The organism is Mucilaginibacter ginsenosidivorax (genome assembly GCF_007971525.1).
Lineage (GTDB): Bacteria > Bacteroidota > Bacteroidia > Sphingobacteriales > Sphingobacteriaceae > Mucilaginibacter > Mucilaginibacter ginsenosidivorax.
On record NZ_CP042437.1, the window covers coordinates 7,378,820 to 7,395,714 of the forward strand.

At 41.1% G+C, this 16,895-nt stretch carries 15 protein-coding genes, 2 tRNA genes and 1 other RNA gene; 5 read left to right on the forward strand and 13 right to left on the reverse strand.

Features of this window, described 5'->3' with window-relative positions:
• Window positions 1-61 precede the first annotated feature (61 nt).
• The 9 genes from FSB76_RS30265 to FSB76_RS30305 all read right to left on the reverse strand — a co-directional run bounded on the left by FSB76_RS30265 (window position 62) and on the right by FSB76_RS30305 (window position 4,990).
• Entirely contained in the window at window positions 62-523 is a 462-nt protein-coding gene (locus tag FSB76_RS30265; RefSeq protein WP_147060193.1) for a hypothetical protein, read from the reverse strand.
• 140 nt (window positions 524-663) lie between these two features.
• A tRNA-Ser gene (locus FSB76_RS30270) sits at window positions 664-746 on the reverse strand.
• Window positions 747-753: 7 nt separating this feature from the next.
• A tRNA-Phe gene (locus FSB76_RS30275) sits at window positions 754-825 on the reverse strand.
• Between the two features lie 189 nt (window positions 826-1,014).
• Window positions 1,015-2,394 (reverse strand): sigma-54-dependent transcriptional regulator, encoded by a 1,380-nt coding sequence (locus tag FSB76_RS30280; RefSeq protein WP_147060194.1) that lies wholly within the window; start codon window positions 2,392-2,394, stop codon window positions 1,015-1,017.
• 123 nt (window positions 2,395-2,517) lie between these two features.
• An RNA gene (gene rnpB, locus FSB76_RS30285) (RNase P RNA component class A) lies at window positions 2,518-2,905 on the reverse strand.
• Between the two features lie 133 nt (window positions 2,906-3,038).
• Window positions 3,039-3,455, reverse strand: coding sequence for a c-type cytochrome (locus tag FSB76_RS30290; RefSeq protein WP_147060196.1), 417 nt, complete (start codon window positions 3,453-3,455; stop codon window positions 3,039-3,041).
• The gene (locus FSB76_RS30295; RefSeq protein ID WP_147060198.1) at window positions 3,452-4,096 is read right to left on the reverse strand and encodes an SCO family protein; all 645 of its coding nucleotides are present in this window, start codon (window positions 4,094-4,096) and stop codon (window positions 3,452-3,454) included. The genes FSB76_RS30290 and FSB76_RS30295 overlap by 4 nt, the downstream gene beginning before the upstream one ends.
• Window positions 4,097-4,498: a hypothetical protein gene (locus tag FSB76_RS30300; RefSeq protein ID WP_147060200.1), complete on the reverse strand. Its 402-nt coding sequence runs from the start codon at window positions 4,496-4,498 to the stop codon at window positions 4,097-4,099.
• Between the two features lie 45 nt (window positions 4,499-4,543).
• The gene (locus tag FSB76_RS30305) at window positions 4,544-4,990 is read right to left on the reverse strand and encodes a DinB family protein (protein ID WP_158643015.1); all 447 of its coding nucleotides are present in this window, start codon (window positions 4,988-4,990) and stop codon (window positions 4,544-4,546) included.
• 418 nt (window positions 4,991-5,408) lie between these two features.
• On the opposite strand from FSB76_RS30305, the gene FSB76_RS30310 reads away from it, so the two are divergent.
• Window positions 5,409-6,812, forward strand: a complete 1,404-nt coding sequence (locus tag FSB76_RS30310) for a GH1 family beta-glucosidase (protein ID WP_147060204.1) — start codon at window positions 5,409-5,411, stop codon at window positions 6,810-6,812.
• Here the strand turns inward: FSB76_RS30310 and FSB76_RS30315 are convergent.
• From FSB76_RS30315 to FSB76_RS30325, 3 genes are all read right to left on the reverse strand, one after another.
• The gene (locus tag FSB76_RS30315) at window positions 6,784-8,862 is read right to left on the reverse strand and encodes a tetratricopeptide repeat-containing sensor histidine kinase (protein WP_147060206.1); all 2,079 of its coding nucleotides are present in this window, start codon (window positions 8,860-8,862) and stop codon (window positions 6,784-6,786) included. The genes FSB76_RS30310 and FSB76_RS30315 overlap by 29 nt on opposite strands.
• Before the next feature lie 127 nt (window positions 8,863-8,989).
• Window positions 8,990-11,110: a tetratricopeptide repeat-containing sensor histidine kinase gene (locus FSB76_RS30320; RefSeq protein ID WP_147060208.1), complete on the reverse strand. Its 2,121-nt coding sequence runs from the start codon at window positions 11,108-11,110 to the stop codon at window positions 8,990-8,992.
• Between the two features lie 85 nt (window positions 11,111-11,195).
• Entirely contained in the window at window positions 11,196-12,377 is a 1,182-nt protein-coding gene (locus tag FSB76_RS30325; protein WP_147060209.1) for an acyl-CoA dehydrogenase family protein, read from the reverse strand.
• 353 nt (window positions 12,378-12,730) lie between these two features.
• Between FSB76_RS30325 and folB the strand changes: the two genes are divergently transcribed.
• Both folB and FSB76_RS30335 read left to right on the forward strand, forming a co-directional pair.
• Window positions 12,731-13,090, forward strand: a complete 360-nt coding sequence (folB, locus tag FSB76_RS30330) for a dihydroneopterin aldolase (protein ID WP_147060211.1) — start codon at window positions 12,731-12,733, stop codon at window positions 13,088-13,090.
• Between the two features lies 1 nt (window position 13,091).
• Window positions 13,092-14,489, forward strand: coding sequence for an FAD-binding oxidoreductase (locus tag FSB76_RS30335; RefSeq protein WP_147060213.1), 1,398 nt, complete (start codon window positions 13,092-13,094; stop codon window positions 14,487-14,489).
• A 116-nt stretch (window positions 14,490-14,605) separates the two neighbouring features.
• Here FSB76_RS30335 and FSB76_RS30340 read toward each other — a convergent pair whose 3' ends face one another.
• Window positions 14,606-15,052: an acyl-CoA thioesterase gene (locus tag FSB76_RS30340; RefSeq protein ID WP_147060215.1), complete on the reverse strand. Its 447-nt coding sequence runs from the start codon at window positions 15,050-15,052 to the stop codon at window positions 14,606-14,608.
• Window positions 15,053-15,187: 135 nt separating this feature from the next.
• On the opposite strand from FSB76_RS30340, the gene FSB76_RS30345 reads away from it, so the two are divergent.
• Together FSB76_RS30345 and FSB76_RS30350 are read left to right on the forward strand one after the other, a co-directional pair.
• On the forward strand, window positions 15,188-15,628 hold the full coding sequence (locus FSB76_RS30345) for an Hsp20/alpha crystallin family protein (RefSeq protein WP_147060217.1): 441 nt from the start codon (window positions 15,188-15,190) through the stop codon (window positions 15,626-15,628).
• A gap of 216 nt (window positions 15,629-15,844) precedes the next feature.
• Window positions 15,845-16,738, forward strand: coding sequence for an SAM hydrolase/SAM-dependent halogenase family protein (locus FSB76_RS30350; protein WP_147060219.1), 894 nt, complete (start codon window positions 15,845-15,847; stop codon window positions 16,736-16,738).
• Window positions 16,739-16,895 lie beyond the last annotated feature (157 nt).

Genomic DNA, 16,895 nt, shown 5'->3' on the forward strand with positions numbered 1-16,895 from the left:
TAACAGCATAAAAAAAGCCCAAAATTCCTTTTGAGCTTTTTTTAGGAAATCATATGTCTTTCTATTTTAACTTAACATAGGTTTCAATAATGATGTGGTCTATCTTTAGGCTATCTATTTTCTCAACACCGCTTTGTATAAGTGTATCTCCTTTAAATTGAACGGTAAATTTAAAATCCCTGTTTTCCCATTCACGGGCATCGCAATACGCCAGGTGTTCGGCATAATCATTCCCTGCAAGGGTATAAGTGCCGCTACCCGAACTATAAACAGGCTTTGCGGTTTTACCATGCATCAGATCGTGAGTAAAGAAAGCGAAGTGGGTACCGTTAAAAATTTTAACCATCTCTTCATCTTTTGACGGGGTAGTGGTTACGGTATCGCCTTTTGCGATGCTTTTGCTGTTAATTAAACGCCACGTGCCAATAAGCGGCTGATCTGGTTTTGGATTTGCCTGGGTCTCTTTTTGCTTACATGACGATAGTACAGCTGCGCAGATTAATAAGGTATAATAAAGCTTCATAATGGTTGGTTTGCACAATATTACTATTTTACAGCGAATAAAACCAATGCAGTTGCGGTAGATATAGGAATCGAACCCTGCGCTTACACGCCGCTACGGTTTTCAAGACCGCTTGTCCCCATGGACGCTATCTACCCAGGCAGAAGATATTGGATTCGAACCAATGCAAGTATTACCTTGTACAGTTTAGCAAACTGCTGCCTTACCTCTCGGCCAATCTTCTTTTTTTGTGGTAAAGGCTGGGATCGAACCAGCGGCCTGCACATCTTCAATGTGCCACTCTACCTCTGAGTTACTTTACCAAAACAAAAAGCCCCATATCGTTTGATACAGGGCTCTTATATTATATATTTTAGGTATATAGCTATTCCCTGAACGATTTTTCAACCGAACTAAAGAAATTACTAAATGACCTGTTTAAATTCATGACGCAAACTTAGTGTTTTTTGTATTAAAAAACAATTTCGGCATTAAAAACAATACCAGTTTTCTCATTCGCCGCGCTTTAAACCAAATTTCTCAATCTTACTGTACAGGTGACTACGCTGAATATCAATATCATCAGCAGTTTTTGATACATTCCAATTGTTTTTTTCCAGCTTGAATTTGATGTATTCCCGTTCGGCAAAGTCTTTGTATTCCTGGAAATTATTGAACTGATCGAAATCGGTTTGCGGGGCGGTATTGTTATCTGCCACAGCAGCAACCGGTGCCGATGGATTGGCAAATGCCCGCACGTCGTTGTCGGTAATGGTTTTATCGCTTAAAATTATCAAACGTTCAACCATGTTTCGCAATTCGCGGATGTTTCCAGTCCATGGTAATGCTTTAAGAGCATCAAGGGCCGCGTCTGATATCTTTTTAACCGGCATACCATATTCATTACATATCTCATCAAGAAAACTTTGGGTAAGTAATGCAATATCATCCTTCCTTTCAACCAACGGCGGTACATGAATTAATATAACGCTGAGGCGATGGTAAAGGTCCATACGGAAATTTCCGGCCTCAATTTCTTTGAGCAAGTCTTTGTTAGTAGCTGCTACAACGCGTACATCAACATCAATTTCTTTTTCTCCGCCCACACGGGTTATTTTACTTTCCTGCAAGGCGCGCAATACTTTGGCCTGGGCAGATTGGCTCATGTCGCCTATCTCGTCAAGAAAAAGTGTACCACCGTTTGCCGATTCAAATTTACCTATGCGTTGTTTAATTGCCGATGTAAATGAGCCTTTCTCATGCCCAAACAATTCGCTTTCAATTAATTCAGACGGGATAGCGGCGCAGTTAACCTCAATAATGGGTGCGTTTGAGCGATGCGATTTTTCATGCAGCCAGCGGGCCACCAATTCTTTCCCGCTACCATTTGCACCGGTAACCAGTACACGGGCATCGGTAGGGGCAACACGATCTATAGTCTCTTTTATTTTAAGAATGGCCTGCGAGTTGCCTAATATCGGGCGAACCTTAGATACCTTCCGCTTTAATACTTTGGCCTCTACAACCAAGCTACCGCGATCAAGCGCGTTACGTACGGTAATAAGCAGCCGGTTTAAATCAGGCGGTTTCGATATAAAGTCAAACGCGCCTTTTTTACTGGCTTCAACGGCTGTTTCAACGGTGCCGTGGCCGCTTATCATGATAAAAGGCAAATCTGGTTTTAGTGCCAAACCTTCGGTAAGCACTTCCATGCCATCCATCCGGTTCATTTTTATATCGCAAAGTACCAGGTCAAAATCTTTCTTTTCAATCAGTTGCAGGCCGTCAACGCCGTTATCTACATCTTCAACTTCATAGTCTTCATATTCCAGAATTTCACGTAAAGTGCTGCGTATTGCCCGTTCGTCATCAATAATTAAAATTTTTGCCATTTTTTATATATGTAATAGGTAGTAATTGTTCTGTTGCTAATATATAGATTTGTATAGAAAAACAAACACTTTTTGCTTTTAACAAAAATAACCCCTTCCTGTTTGCAGGAAAGGGTTATATAATTCAGCAGCAAATCTGTAAGCCGGGTTCTGTATTGCCCGTAAAGGCAACTTCTATCATTAATCTGGCCCTGCCATTGCTGACAGGTTTAAACAACCTACCCATCTTAACGTCGCCAACAAGTTGGCGAGCGGGAGCGAGCAGCCCCACTTTCAAGACCTATTTGGTTTTTCAACTCCTGAGGTTTACCGTCATCTCCGGTCGCCCGAAAAAGCCGTGAGCTCTTACCTCACGTTTTCACCCTTACCCCGGTTTGCACCGTGGCGGTATTTTCTCTGTGGCACTTTGCTGTCGCCGGCTGCCGGCGCCTTCCCGTTAGGAAGCAGGATGCTCTGTGTTGCCCGGACTTTCCTCCGCTAATAAATTAGCAGCGATAGAACGTTTTGCGGGGTAAAGGTAAGGATTTTCTTGCTATTATCAGGGTCGGGGTTCGGGGAGCCAGGTTCGTGTATTGCAAAAAAAATGAGCATTAGTTAATTATCCGCCAGAAACCCGACCCTGGCAACCGGCACCCCGAACCTGATCACCGGCATTTTGCCAGATCGCCCTGTACCTGCTGCAAATTAATTGTGCCTGATTTGTTGCCAAATGAGTTGGTAACGTAAGTAAGAACCTTGGCAATTTCGATGGGAGCGAGGCTATCAGCCGGCATTTCGCCCTCAAAAGTTTTGTTATTGATGCTGATTTTCCCTTTCAGCCCATTTTTAAGAAAACAAGCTAAAACGTTTTTATTCTTTTTTAGATATGCTGAATCTGTAAGCGGTGGTATCAATGCCTGCAGGCCCTCGCCTTTGTTGCCGTGACAATTGGCGCAATGCGCCAGGTAAATGGCGCTGCCACCCGAATAATAGCGGTTAAATTCAATCTGGCCATCATTCTGACATGAAAACATCACTACCATTAACAGTAATAAAATACCACCTGTTACTTTCAATTTCATTTCGTAGTGGCTTGTTCTGGTTCGGCCTTCAATATTTTTATGTCGGCAATTAATTTATCAACCTCTTTGGGGTCGGTGCCTTCGTAGGTGCCACGAATGCGCTTTTGTTTGTCTATCAGTATAAAAAAGCCATCGTGAATGTATTGGCCCGCGGGATTTTTTTCCTGTACGGTTTGCAGGTAGCTTTTGGCAATAGTATAAGTGCTGCCTTTATCGCCATGCAAAAGCCACCAGTTGTTACCACTTAGCCCCATTTTATCGGCATAGCGTTTAAGTACCGGAACGGTATCATATTTAGGGTCGATGGTGTGTGATATGATTCGGAAATTATTGTCGGCCTTAAACTCTTTATACACATTGAGCATGTTGCGGTGCATTACCGGGCAAATAGAAGGGCAGGTAGTAAAAAAGAAATCGGCTACATAAATTTTCCCCTCCAGACTTTTCTGTGTAATGGTATCACCATACTGGTTCACAAATTTAAAATCGGGAATAGTAGCGTATGCTGTATCTACAACCGATTTGCCATCTACAGTTTTAGTAACAGGTTCGCGGTTGCCTAAAATAGGCAGTTTGTTTTGTTTGTTGTTACAGGCATTTAAAACCGATAATACGATAATGCCCAAAATTAACTTGCGCATTTATTTTTTATTGGGGGTAAGATATTTGTCTGATTCTGTTATCGCATTGCTGATTTGAACATCAATAGCCGCGATTTTCTTTTTTTGATCACTTAGGTAATCAATAATTTCCTGGTGCGATTTGCCTTTGTTCTCCACATCAAACTTATGCATCCAATCGCTCATGGCACCGTCGGCATCGTCAACCAGCTTAAGGCATACCTTTGCCGAATCGTTAATGTCGGGTACGTTTTTAACCAGGCTATCCAGCAACATTTTGTTTTTCATCAAGTGCTCGTCATTGGCCATTACCTTGTCATGCACGGCAATAACGCTATCTAATAGTAATTTTTCCTGTTTTTTATTATCGGCACATCCCAGTATAATGGTAAGGCTTAATACAATCCCGATATATTTTTTCATGGTTGCGTTTTGTATTGGCAAATATTGTAAATAAACCCATTAATGTTAGCTATTTAGTTGCCTTAAATAATAAACATAGTCAGTAATTGGTAAGGTTTCGGCACCGCTAAGTTTCAATTGCTGACCGGCCTGCGCCCGGGTGTGCGTACCATGGTTAATTACGTGAATAAGAATGTCGGTTACCGAAGTTTGATTATTGCCCAATGCGTTTTGGTAAACAATAACCCTGTTCAAACCTTCTTCGGTAATTTTACCCAGGAAACCAAGCCACTCTTCATGATATTCGTTTACCAGGTGCATGCAATGCTCAATAGTATAATCCTTTGGCCATAATTCGGCATTAGGGTAGGGCTCCACATCGTTTACCCTATCCAGCCAACGGCGTTCGGCGGCAAGCAAATGCGACATCAACTTTATAGGCCCCCTGGGATTGCCTGCTTCTGCAATTGCTTTTAACAAAGCATGGTTAGCGAAATAGCTGTATTTAAACATTTTTATAAAATAGTTTTTCATAGACACTAATTTCACCAATTGAATCGAATTCCACGAATTGAATAGACACGAATTAAAAATTATAAAAGCATCATTTCATCATTTAAGTGATGTTGCCTGTGCGCTGACCGCCTTGATTAGTGAAATTAGATTCAATTGATAATATTCGCGTTAGTGAAATTAGTGTTTAACAATTTGATAATATAGTTGTTACATTTACAATATATCTGCACAGTACCTTTAGATAAATAAAAAACAAGGTCATGAAATTTATCAACGTGTTTTCAAGGCTCATTAGCGGTATAAAGGAATGGATGATGTTAAAAAGTATGAAATCATCTTTCATTCATTAATATTGTAACTTTATATCCCATTTTCGTAAATATTATTGCAATTTTGGACCCTCGTAGTCCATTTAATGAAATTCACTCCACAGCATACAGCTCTGAACAGAGAACTTTTTGGCCCCGATTTTAATTGGGGCGTATCTACTGCTGCGTTCCAGATTGAGGGCGCCCATGATGCCGATGGCAAGGGCCAATCTGTTTGGGATAACTTTACCGAAAAAAAAGGCAAGATATTAAATGATGATCATGCGCGCCACGCCTGCGATTTTTATAACAGGTACGAAGAAGATATCGATCTGATAAAAAAGCTAAATATTCCAAATTTTCGTTTTTCCATATCCTGGACACGTTTGTTGCCAGATGGTACCGGCACAATTAACCAGGCCGGCATTGATTATTACAACCGGGTTATTGACTATTGCCTTGAGCAGGGTATAGAACCCTGGGTAACTATATACCACTGGGACTTGCCATTGGTGCTTGAGCAAAAAGGAGGGTGGGCAAATCGGGATGTAATTGCCTGGTTTGGCGAATTTACTACCCTATGTGCGCAAAGTTTTGGCGACCGCGTAAAATACTGGATGGTAATGAACGAGCCCGTTGTTTTTACAGGAGCGGGCTACTTTTTTGGTATTCATGCGCCAGGCCGTAGTGGCATCCGGAGTTTTACGTCGGTAATACACCACGTTGTTTTAAGCATTGTTGCGGGGGCAAAAATACTGCGCAAGTTGTTACCGGATGCGCAAATTGGTAATACATTTTCGTGTTCGCTGGTAGAGCCATTGACAGATAAACCACGTGATGTGGCGGCGGCAGTCAGGGTTGATGCTTTGATAAACCGCCTTTTTATCGAACCTTTATTAGGGCTGGGTTACCCGGTGAAAGATTTGCCTGTTTTAAAGGGAATTCAAAAATATATATTGCCGGGCGACGAAGACAATATGAAATTTGATTTCGATTTTATTGGCGTACAAAACTATACGCGCGAAATTGTTAAATATTCTTTTTTTACCCCTTATGTGAGCGCCAGCATTGTTAAAGCCGAAAACCGTAAGGTTGAATTAACAGCAATGCGTTGGGAAATTCACCCCCCGGCAATTTATCACATGATAAAAAAGTTTGCGGCTTACCCGCAGGTAAAAAATATAATTATTACAGAAAATGGATCGGCTTTCCCAGATGAGGTTACTGATGGCGAAGTGAACGACCCTAAACGACTGCAGTACCTACAGGATTATTTAACCCAGGTTTTGAAAGCCAAAAATGAAGGGTGTAACGTTAACGGTTATTTTGTTTGGACGCTTACTGATAATTTTGAATGGGCCGAGGGATATCATCCACGCTTTGGGCTTATACATGTAGATCATACCACACAAAAGCGGATTATTAAAACATCCGGTAAATGGTTTGCAGAATTTTTAAAAAGGCCAATTAAACAACAGGAGCTTACTTTGGAAGCGAGAAGTGGAATGTAGTGCCATTTTCGGTATCGCTTTCAAACCAAATACGTCCCTTGTGGCTTTCGATGATTTGCTGGCATATGGAGAGCCCCAACCCGAATGATTTTTCGCCCTCGGTTCCCGGACGTTTAGCATCGGTAAACATATTGAAAACCTGACTTTTTAGTTTATCGGGAATTCCAATGCCGTTGTCTTTCACCGAGACTTGTACTTCATTTTCAAATTCTTCGGCTTTAACCAATACCGTGGCACCGGCCGGACTGAATTTAATGGCATTACTTATCAAATTACTTACAACCCTCCATATTTTTTCACGGTTTATATTTAGCTCAACCGGTTTTGCTAACAACCCGAGACCGATAACCTGATTTTTTTCTGCAGCTTTAAAACGCAGTAGTTCCACACTGTTGGTGAGCAAAGCATTAATCTCAACGGGCTCTGTGTTTAACTCTGCGTTAACTGTATTGGTAGCCTCCAATATTTCGTTTATCAGTTCTAATGAATTAAAAGAAGTTTCCTTAATCAGGTTGAGCATTTCCCGCTGCTCGTCGGTGTAATCGTCTTCTTCCATAGCGGTAGTTAACGAAGCAATGCCGCCAATAGGGTTTCGCAGGTCATGTGCTACTGTACGCAAAATCCTGTCTTTTTCCCGGCTGTTTAATTTAAGCTCGTTCAAGGCATCTTCAAGGTGGGTGTTTTGATCATTTATTTGTTGGTTTAACCCACCCAGGGTAACAATGTTCTTTTTTGATTTTTGCCAGTTCAGGAATATCAGCGATATAATCATCACCAGCATTACAACAAAAATTACGGTTACGTTCAGGTAAATATTTTGCTGCTGGCTATTTTTCTTAAGTCTGTCAAATTCATTGTCTTTTTCCAACCGCTTTATTTGTTCGGCAATATCGGCCTCCTTTAACGCTTTGTTTTTTTGATTAATGGAATCTTTTAAGGCGTCATATTTTATAAAATATTTAAGGGCCTCGTCATGCCTGTTTTTCTTTACAAAATATTCAGCCATTAGGTTGTTCCAATCGGCCCAGGCATCCTGTTGGCTTAAATAATCAAACTGCTTTTTTATTACATTTAATATATTAATCAACGAGTCGGTTTGGTTCAAAGTATTATAAACAGCAGCCAGCTTCAATTCGGTATATTGTGCATCCTGGTTATCGTAGCCTTTTCGTAAATTAATACCGATACTTTTTTTTAGTAATGTTTTTGCCTGATTGTAATTTTTAAGCCCGATATAAATATTGGCCTGGTTGCCGTATACAACCCCGCGGGCTGCATCAAGCATTTCCTGCCTGTCGCGGTATAATGCCTGGTGTTCATCAATATACTTAAGTGTTTTTTCATAAAAAAAAAGTGCACTATCCGTCATGTTTATAGAACTGTAACTTAAGCCCGCATTGTCGGTTAGTTCCTGTATACGGTAAAAACTGCCAAAATTATCTGAACATGCGGCACCTTCTTTTGCACTGTTTTTAAAATAGGCAGCTGCCAACCTGAAATGCTCCTGCCGGTACATGATCATTCCCATGCGGTAGCTATAATCGCTCAATACGCACTCATCCAGTCCATTACTCCCAATTACCTTGCCGCGATAAAAATTTACGTAGGCTTCGTTATACTTGTTTTGATCAAATAAAACATCGCCTTTGTAAAAAAACGACTGACCGTATTCTGTAGTGTATTTTTCTTTTTTACCGGGTGTATCAAACAAATTAAGCATGCTATCGGCATAAAGCATTGCCCGGTTTTTGTCGGGTTTGTTGTAATAAAAATAGTTGTAATTAAACCTGTAGTAGTTGTACGTCTGGAGCAAATCGAGATTTTTTGAATGCCGATATGCCGAGTCAAGATAACGCAATGCTGAATTTTTTTGACCATTATCGCTCATGCGGTTTGCCGAGTCGAGCACCTTATTAAATACTTTTGAAGATAATATGGTATTTGTAGTTCTGTTGCAGGAAAAAAAAGCAATACTGACGTAGGTTAAAAAAAAATTAAACAGTAATATGCTGTAAAACCTGTTTTGGATTATGCTTTTTGACTCGAACATTAATTTAGTTACTCCAGGGCCTGGGTTAGGTATATAAAATACTGGTTAAACTTAAATAAAATATTTCAGTGCAGCATTTTTACATTTAATTTATCTGTGATAAAACACTAATACACGTAATGGAGGTTTATGAAACGGCGTTCAATACAGTTTCTTTATCCTCAAAAGGCAGGAAAACATAAAAAGTTGTGCCTTCGCCTACAGTACTTTCCAGCCAAATGCGGCCGTGGTGTTTTTCTACAATTTGCTGGCAAATAGACAGGCCGAGCCCAAATGATTTTTCGCCTGCGGTGCCAACCCGTTTGGCATCAGTAAACATATTAAAAACCTGTTGTTTCAATTTGTCGGGAATGCCTATTCCGCTATCTTTTACAATAATTTTAATGCCCTCTTCCTGGTTTTTAACACCCACTGTAATACTACTACCATCGTGGCTGAATTTTATAGCATTGGTAACCAGGTTACTGATAACACGCCATATTTTTTCGCGGCTTATAAACACCTGGGCCGGATTTGGAGGCAGGTTGAGATTTATCGACTGATGTTTATCGGCAGCCTTAAAGCGTAATAACTCTACACTACTGGCTGTCAGTGCGTTGATATCAACCCATTCTTTTTTCAGAGCCGCCGTACCCGAGTTGGTAGCTTCTAATATTTCATTTATAAGTTCGAGCGAATTGTACGAGGTTTCTTTGATAAGAGTGAGCATTTCCTGCTGATCGGGCGTATAATTATCCTCAATCATGGCTGCAGACAATGCGGCAATGCCCCCAAGCGGGTTCCTGAGGTCATGTGCCACGGTTCTCAGGATACGGTCTTTTTCCCGGCTGCCACTATGCAATTCATTTAGGGTTTTTACCAGGTTTTTCTTTTGATAATTTATTTGGTCATTTAACACCTTGATGGCCAATACATCTCTTTTCGACTGTTTCATGTTTCTGAAAATCAGGAATATGATAATTACAGCCATAATGGATAATAAAACAGCAAAATAAATGAAAATCAGTTGTCGCTTATTGTAATCTTTCAGGCTGTCTATCTCGCTTTGCTTGTCGTAATTAGCTTGTTGGGTTGTTACATCCGTGCGCTTAAGCGAATTGTCTAATTTTACCAATGAATCTTTTTGGGCCGAATATCTTTTTAAATAGATAAGGGCTCCTTTGCTATCATTTTTTTGCTGACAATATTTGCTCATCAGGTAATTCCAACTGGTTTCGGCATCGTTATTAGGCAGGCTATCCAGTTGGGAGCGCAGTTTTTTGAGCAACAGGTAAAGATCATTTTGCCGGTTCAGCTCCAGGTACATCCGCGCCAGCTTTATTTCGGTTAATTGAGCGTCTTTATTATCATTCCCTTTTTTTAAATTTATGGCGATGCTGCTTTTGAGCATTTGCTCGGCCTGCGCATAATCCCCAGTCATTAAAGCCATATCTCCCTGGTTGCCATAAACCACGCCACGGGCAATCTCCAGCATTCCGGCCAGGTTGCTAAATCTTGCATTATTGCTATCAATATATTCAAGTGCTTTTTTGAAGTAGATAGCTGCACTATCTGTTTTTCCTGCATTTTTATAGCTTTCGCCAATATTATCCAGCAACTCCTGCCGTTGATAAAATGTCTTAAAACCGTTTTTAAAATTCTGGCTTTGGTTATAACTCAGTTTAAAATAGGCAGCTGCATCAAGATAGTGCGCTTGCTTAAAACTCACCATTCCCATTCTGTAAGTATATTCGGCCAATATCTGGTTATTAAGCAGCCTTTTACCTATAAAATAACCCTGGTAAAAACACTTATATGCATTGCTAAATTGCGATAGGTCAAAATAGGCGTCGCCAAGTGCAAAATTGGCCTCGGCATAGTTAACCTGGTATTGATGCCGGGTAACACTTTGTTTAGCCACAGCCAGCATACTGTCTGCATAAGCAAGGGCCTTTTTTGAGTTATGGGTAACTTTCCTTTCGTACACAAAATGAAGGCCGTAAAAACGGAACCTATCATTTGTAAAAGGGTTTTTAATTTGTTTAAATGCTGAATCGAGGTACCGGGTGCCCGCAGACTGACGGCTCTTTAATTGTTGGTAATTATTGATCGTATCAAAAATGGCTGTAAACGGTTTGGAATAATTGCCATCATCTTTATTATTGTAGCTACAGGCACAAAAAAACAATACAACAAAAATCACTGCACGTAACCCGATGCTACGCGGATAATATTTATTGTTAAAAGCAATAGATTTAATTGAAGACATTAACTATAAAGCAGAAACAAATATAGTGTTTGGAAAACACCAATTATATATTTAATGCTTAATAATTACCCTGGCGGCCATTAATCTACTTAAAGGCATCCTCGCCGGTAATGTCCATTCCTGTTATCAGCAGGTGAATATCATGAGTTCCCTCATAGGTAATTACCGATTCAAGGTTCATCATATGCCTCATAATAGGGTATTCGCCAGTGATGCCCATACCCCCGAGCATTTGCCGGGCTTCGCGGGCTATATTAATAGCGGTTTCTACACTGTTGCGCTTGGCCATTGAAATTTGAGCGGCAGTGGCCCTGTTTTCGTTTTTAAGCACCCCTAAGCGCCAAACCAGTAACTGCGCCTTTGTAATCTCGGTTATCATTTCGGCCAGTTTTTTTTGCTGTAGTTGGAAAGCTGCTATTGGTTTACCAAACTGAACACGTTGTTTAGCGTATCTTAAGGCGGTATCATAGCAATCCATAGCTGCACCCAGCGCACCCCATGCAATACCGTAACGTGCCTGGTTAAGGCAGCCAAGCGGGCCTTTTAAGCCTACCACGTTTGGTAGCAAGTTTTCCTTAGGTATTTTAACATTATCAAAAACCAATTCGCCTGTGGCCGAAGCCCTTAACGACCATTTGTTATGCGTTGTAGGGGTAGTAAAGCCCTCCATACCCCGCTCAACTATCAATCCGCGTACTTTCTTATCCTCATCACGCGCCCATACAACGGCTATATCAGCAAATGGCGCGTTGGAGATCCACATTTTGGCGCCGTTCAGGATATAGTGGTCACCGGCGTCTTTAATATTAGTAGTCATCCCGCCGGGGTTTGATCCATGATCTGGTTCGGTGAGGCCAAAACAGCCCATGATTTCGCCGGATGCCAAGCGAGGTAAGTATTTTTTACGTTGCTCTTCAGAGCCGTAGGCATAAATAGGGTACATTACCAATGAACCCTGCACAGATGATGCCGACCGGATGCCCGAATCGCCGCGCTCAATTTCCTGCATAATGATGCCGTAGGCCATGTAGTCTAAACCTGCGCCACCGTACTCAACCGGTATTGTTGGCCCAAATGCGCCAATTTCGGCAAGGCCTTTTACCAGCTGCATCGGGAACTCTGCTTTTTGAGCATAGTCTTCAATTATCGGGCTTAATTCCTTTTTTACCCAGTCACGTACCGACGAGCGGATAAGCTTATGTTCTTCGGTAAGTAATTCATCTAACTGATAATAATTGGGCGATTCGTACAGATCTGTTTTAGCCATAATGTTATACTTGGTGGGCAAATATATGGCATTTAAAGTGGACAAAACAAAGCTAAAATCGTCGTTTTTGGATACCGGAAGCCACTTTATGCCAAAAAACTATGTTTAGATTGTTTAAACATGGTTTTTGACAAATTTAATTTTTCAAAAAAAATCTAACGATCATAGCTTTGCGTTTTATATGGCGGTTTTAACAACTTCTTAAGTTTAATGGAGCTATCATATAATATATAAATAAACGCTAATTAACGTGAACTTTTACCCGGTGAATTTCAATTTATTTAAGGGTTTAAATAGTTTTTTTGACAAAATAAATCAATTTATAAACCAACAAAATCTGCTACTTTTGAACCATGACTACTATTGCCCTGCAGGGTGCAGAATTTTTTGCATACCATGGATTTTATCCCGAAGAACAAAAAATAGGCTGCCGTTTCCTGGTAGATATCACAGTTGATTTTATCCCCCGGACTGAACCGGCTGACGATGAACTTAAACACACCGTTGATTACGAAAAGGTATATTATATGGCTTGCGAGGAAATGAAACATTCCCGCAAACTGATAGAAACCGTGGCACAAGCTATTTTGGACAGAATAAAAAGAAAATACCCGTACGTGGAAAGCATCCGGGTAGAAATAAAAAAATTAAATCCACCGTTGTTGGGTAGGGTTGCCCACTCGGCTGTTACAGTTAACTATAACAAGCAGTAAAATGGAATACAATAAAATAACACCGTTGGTGTTGGATGCCATCATAGCTATTGTTGGCGCGGGTAATGTTATCAACCAGCATGACGACCTTGAAAAATATAGCCACGATGAAACTGAAGACCTGGTTTATTACCCGGAGGTAGTTGCCCAGCCGCAAACGTCCGAGGAAGTTTCGGCATTGATGAAACTTTGCAGTGAAAACCGGGTCCCTGTTACGCCGCGGGGAGCGGGCACGGGTTTAAGCGGAGGTGCCCTGGCCATTAAAGGCGGTTTGCTGATAGCCATGGAACGCTTTAATAAAGTGCTGGAGATTGATGAGGCTAATTTGCAGGCAACGGTTGAGCCAGGTGTTATTACCGAAGAGTTTATGAACCAGGCCGCTGCCAAAGGCTTGCTTTACCCGGTTGACCCGGCAAGTAAAGGAAGTTGCTTCATAGGTGGCAACGTATCCCATGGCTCGGGCGGGCCAAGGGTGGTTAAGTATGGTACCATCCGCGAATATGTATTGAACTTGCAGGTGGTTTTACCATCAGGCGAAATTATATGGACAGGTGCAAATACGCTTAAGTATGCGTCGGGTTATAATTTAACCCAGCTGTTCATCGGGTCGGAAGGTACGCTGGGTATTATTACCAAAATTGTAGTGAAGCTGATTCCTTTGCCTACGTTGGATGCTTTGATGCTGGCCTCATTTGCCACTAATGAAGCTGCCTGCGCGGCCGTCTCTGCCATATTTCGTGCCGGCATTGTACCATCGGCATTGGAGTTTATGGAGCGGAGAGGAGTGGAGTGGGTGAAAGAACATGATGATATCGCCTTTGATTTACAAGATGATATCCAGGCCTTTTTGCTGATTGAAGTAGATGGCAATAACCAGGATGTGATTTTTGCCGACTGTGAAAAAATTAACGCAGTGTTGGAATCGTATGATTGCAAAGATGTGCTCTTTGCCGATTCGTCGGCACAAAAAGAGGAGCTTTGGCGGCTGCGCCGGACTATGGCTGTATCGGTAAAATCAAACTCCATATATAAAGAAGAAGATACCGTAGTGCCCCGTGCCGAATTGCCCAGGTTGATTAAAGGAATAAAAGAAATAGGTATTAAATATGGCTTTGAATCAGTTTGTTATGGCCACGCTGGTGATGGAAACCTTCACGTAAATATTATTAAAGCCAATATGAGCGACGAGGATTGGAATAGTAAACTCAAATTCGGCATCAAAGAGATTTTTGAACTCACGGTGGGGTTGGGCGGCACCTTGTCAGGCGAGCACGGCATAGGTTTGGTGCAAAGGGATTTTATGCCGATAAAATATTCTGAGGTACATTTTGCCCTTTGGCGAGGCATTAAGAGCGTATTTGATCCGAAGGGAATTTTAAATCCGGGGAAGATATTTTAATTTGAGAATTTGAAAATGATTAACGTCTGATTGTATCATCTTTAAATTCTCGAATTAATTCTTTTTCGATTCTGTCATTTTCAAATCTTCAAGTTCTCAAATATTCAAATCGATTCTTAATTCGTATTCAATATCAATCTCGGCTCATCGTAAGCAATCATGCTCCGGCGCTCATCCGGTGGTATGGATACCGATTTGTTGGCTGCATAATCGTAGCTGATACATACGGTTTTACCGGTTGTCACAATCTCCTCACCCTGAGGGGTTATTTTTACCAAAACGTGCATTACATCAAAGCTGCTGTTACCTATTCGTATGGTACGCACGTAGCAGGCTATCTTATCCTGAACGGTAATTTGTTTTAGGTAATTGATCTCCGAGCGGCCTATAATAATGCCGGCATTATTCCAATCCCAGCCAATGGCATCTTTCCAATAGTTGGTGCGCGCTATCTCAAAGTAGGTTAAATATATGGCGTTGTTAACGTGTCCTAATGAATCAATATCCGAAAATCGGATAGGTATGTCAGTTTTAAATTTGTAATCAGTGAGTTTTTCGGCCATTTGTGTCATTTTGTCGGTAAAAAATCTTTAATAGTGACAAAACGTCATTTAAATTATTGATTTTCCCTGTTGGTATAACAGTTGATTAATACATCACGAAGTTAACAAAAACAAAAACTTATAAATATACATATCATGACTTTAGTAAAATTTAACAACGGATTAAAAAATAACGCAAGAGGCCCATTCTTTAACGATGTATTCGATTCAATTTTAAATGATTCGTTCCTTGGCGACAAATTGGTAGCCCGTATACCTGCCGTAAACATTAGCGAAACTGAAAATGAATTCCAGGTTGAATTGGCTGTACCCGGCTTGAAGAAAGAAGATTTGAAGATCAGTTTAGATAAAAACGTATTAACCGTTTCTTCTGAAAAGAAAACTGAAAACGTTGAAGAAGGTAAAAAGTTCAGCAAGCGTGAATACAGCTACAACTCATTCAGCAGGTCGTTCACCTTGCCCGAAAGCGCCGATCATTCAAAAATCGAAGCAGACTATACCGATGGTATCCTGACTTTGACCATTACAAAAAAAGAAGAAGCTAAATTTCAATCAAGAGAAATAGCTGTAAAATAATTAAAGACTGTTTTCATAAAGTAGTTAGTTTGGTTTGAAGGCCGTTCCCGCAAGGGGCGGTCTTTTTTTTGCCTTTTGGGCTGCCTGCATTGCCATGTTTTTTAATATTTTATTGTATTTTACGCTGTGCGATAGTCGCCCATTTGCCAAAGCGTGTATCTGCAAACTCGCCATCAGAATAAGACGTGTCGCGGAGTTAACAATAATTTTTTTAACATGATCAAAAAACTACTTACCGTTCTTTTAATTTCTGTAGCTTATTTATCCCATGCCCAAAACAAAATTGTGGTTTTCCAATCTGATTTTGGTGTAAAAGATGGAGCTGTCTCGGCTATGAAGGGTGTTGCAACCGGCGTTTCTGCCGATTTAAAACTTTATGACCTCACACATGAAATTCCCGCCTATAATATATGGGAAGCATCGTATCGCCTCTATCAAACCGTAAATTACTGGCCTGCAGGTACGGTATTTGTTTCGGTTGTTGATCCTGGGGTGGGTACTGCCCGTAAATCTGTTGTGCTGAAAACCAAAACAGGCCAGTATATTGTAACGCCGGATAACGGCACCTTGACGCTGATAGCTGAATCCCTGGGGATAGCCGAGATCAGGCAAATTGATGAAGCCCGCAACCGCCGTAAAGGATCCGAAAAATCATACACCTTTCATGGTCGGGATGTCTATGCCTACACAGCCGCACGCCTGGCGGCCGGCGTTATTACTTATCAACAAGTTGGCCCCGAACTGCCTAAGCAAGTGGTAAAAATTCCGTATCAAAAAGCAGTATTGGAAGGCGGAACCCTGAAAGGGACTATTGATATTCTTGATATCCAGTATGGCAACCTGTGGACCAACATTGGCGACGACCTGGTAAAACAACTGAATGTTAAGGTAGGCGACATGCTACACCTGGTAATTTATCAAAATGGCGAAAAGAAATTCGAGGGGGATGCTCCATATAGTGATACTTTTGGCGAGGTTGCAAAAGGCAAGCCTTTGGCATACATGAATAGCTTAATGCAGCTGTCTTTTGCCTTAAACCAGGGCAGTTTTGCCGATATTTATAAAATTGGCAGCGGAAGCGACTGGAGCGTGGTGGTGAGCAGGAAGTAGCGAAGCCCCGCCTAAATCCTCCCCGGTAGGGAGGATTTGAAAAAGAGTGTAGTTAAGCCTCCCAAAACGCAGACATATTTAAGAATTATTTTTCCTTTTTTTGGCCATGAGAGTTTAGCCTTTGACCGGAAGGAGTAACTCTCCCCTTGGGCAATCT

Excerpts from the sequence above, each read along its gene's own strand:
- FSB76_RS30265 (WP_147060193.1), bottom strand. The coding sequence starts at position 523 with ATGAAGCTTTATTATACCTTATTAATCTGCGCAGCTGTACTATCGTCA.
- FSB76_RS30280 (WP_147060194.1), bottom strand. The coding sequence starts at position 2,394 with ATGGCAAAAATTTTAATTATTGATGACGAACGGGCAATACGCAGCACT.
- FSB76_RS30290 (WP_147060196.1), bottom strand. The coding sequence starts at position 3,455 with ATGAAATTGAAAGTAACAGGTGGTATTTTATTACTGTTAATGGTAGTG.
- FSB76_RS30295 (WP_147060198.1), bottom strand. The coding sequence starts at position 4,096 with ATGCGCAAGTTAATTTTGGGCATTATCGTATTATCGGTTTTAAATGCC.
- FSB76_RS30300 (WP_147060200.1), bottom strand. The coding sequence starts at position 4,498 with ATGAAAAAATATATCGGGATTGTATTAAGCCTTACCATTATACTGGGA.
- FSB76_RS30305 (WP_158643015.1), bottom strand. The coding sequence starts at position 4,990 with ATGTTTAAATACAGCTATTTCGCTAACCATGCTTTGTTAAAAGCAATT.
- FSB76_RS30310 (WP_147060204.1), top strand. The coding sequence starts at position 5,409 with ATGAAATTCACTCCACAGCATACAGCTCTGAACAGAGAACTTTTTGGC.
- FSB76_RS30315 (WP_147060206.1), bottom strand. The coding sequence starts at position 8,862 with ATGTTCGAGTCAAAAAGCATAATCCAAAACAGGTTTTACAGCATATTA.
- FSB76_RS30320 (WP_147060208.1), bottom strand. The coding sequence starts at position 11,110 with ATGTCTTCAATTAAATCTATTGCTTTTAACAATAAATATTATCCGCGT.
- FSB76_RS30325 (WP_147060209.1), bottom strand. The coding sequence starts at position 12,377 with ATGGCTAAAACAGATCTGTACGAATCGCCCAATTATTATCAGTTAGAT.
- folB (WP_147060211.1), top strand. The coding sequence starts at position 12,731 with ATGACTACTATTGCCCTGCAGGGTGCAGAATTTTTTGCATACCATGGA.
- FSB76_RS30335 (WP_147060213.1), top strand. The coding sequence starts at position 13,092 with ATGGAATACAATAAAATAACACCGTTGGTGTTGGATGCCATCATAGCT.
- FSB76_RS30340 (WP_147060215.1), bottom strand. The coding sequence starts at position 15,052 with ATGGCCGAAAAACTCACTGATTACAAATTTAAAACTGACATACCTATC.
- FSB76_RS30345 (WP_147060217.1), top strand. The coding sequence starts at position 15,188 with ATGACTTTAGTAAAATTTAACAACGGATTAAAAAATAACGCAAGAGGC.
- FSB76_RS30350 (WP_147060219.1), top strand. The coding sequence starts at position 15,845 with ATGATCAAAAAACTACTTACCGTTCTTTTAATTTCTGTAGCTTATTTA.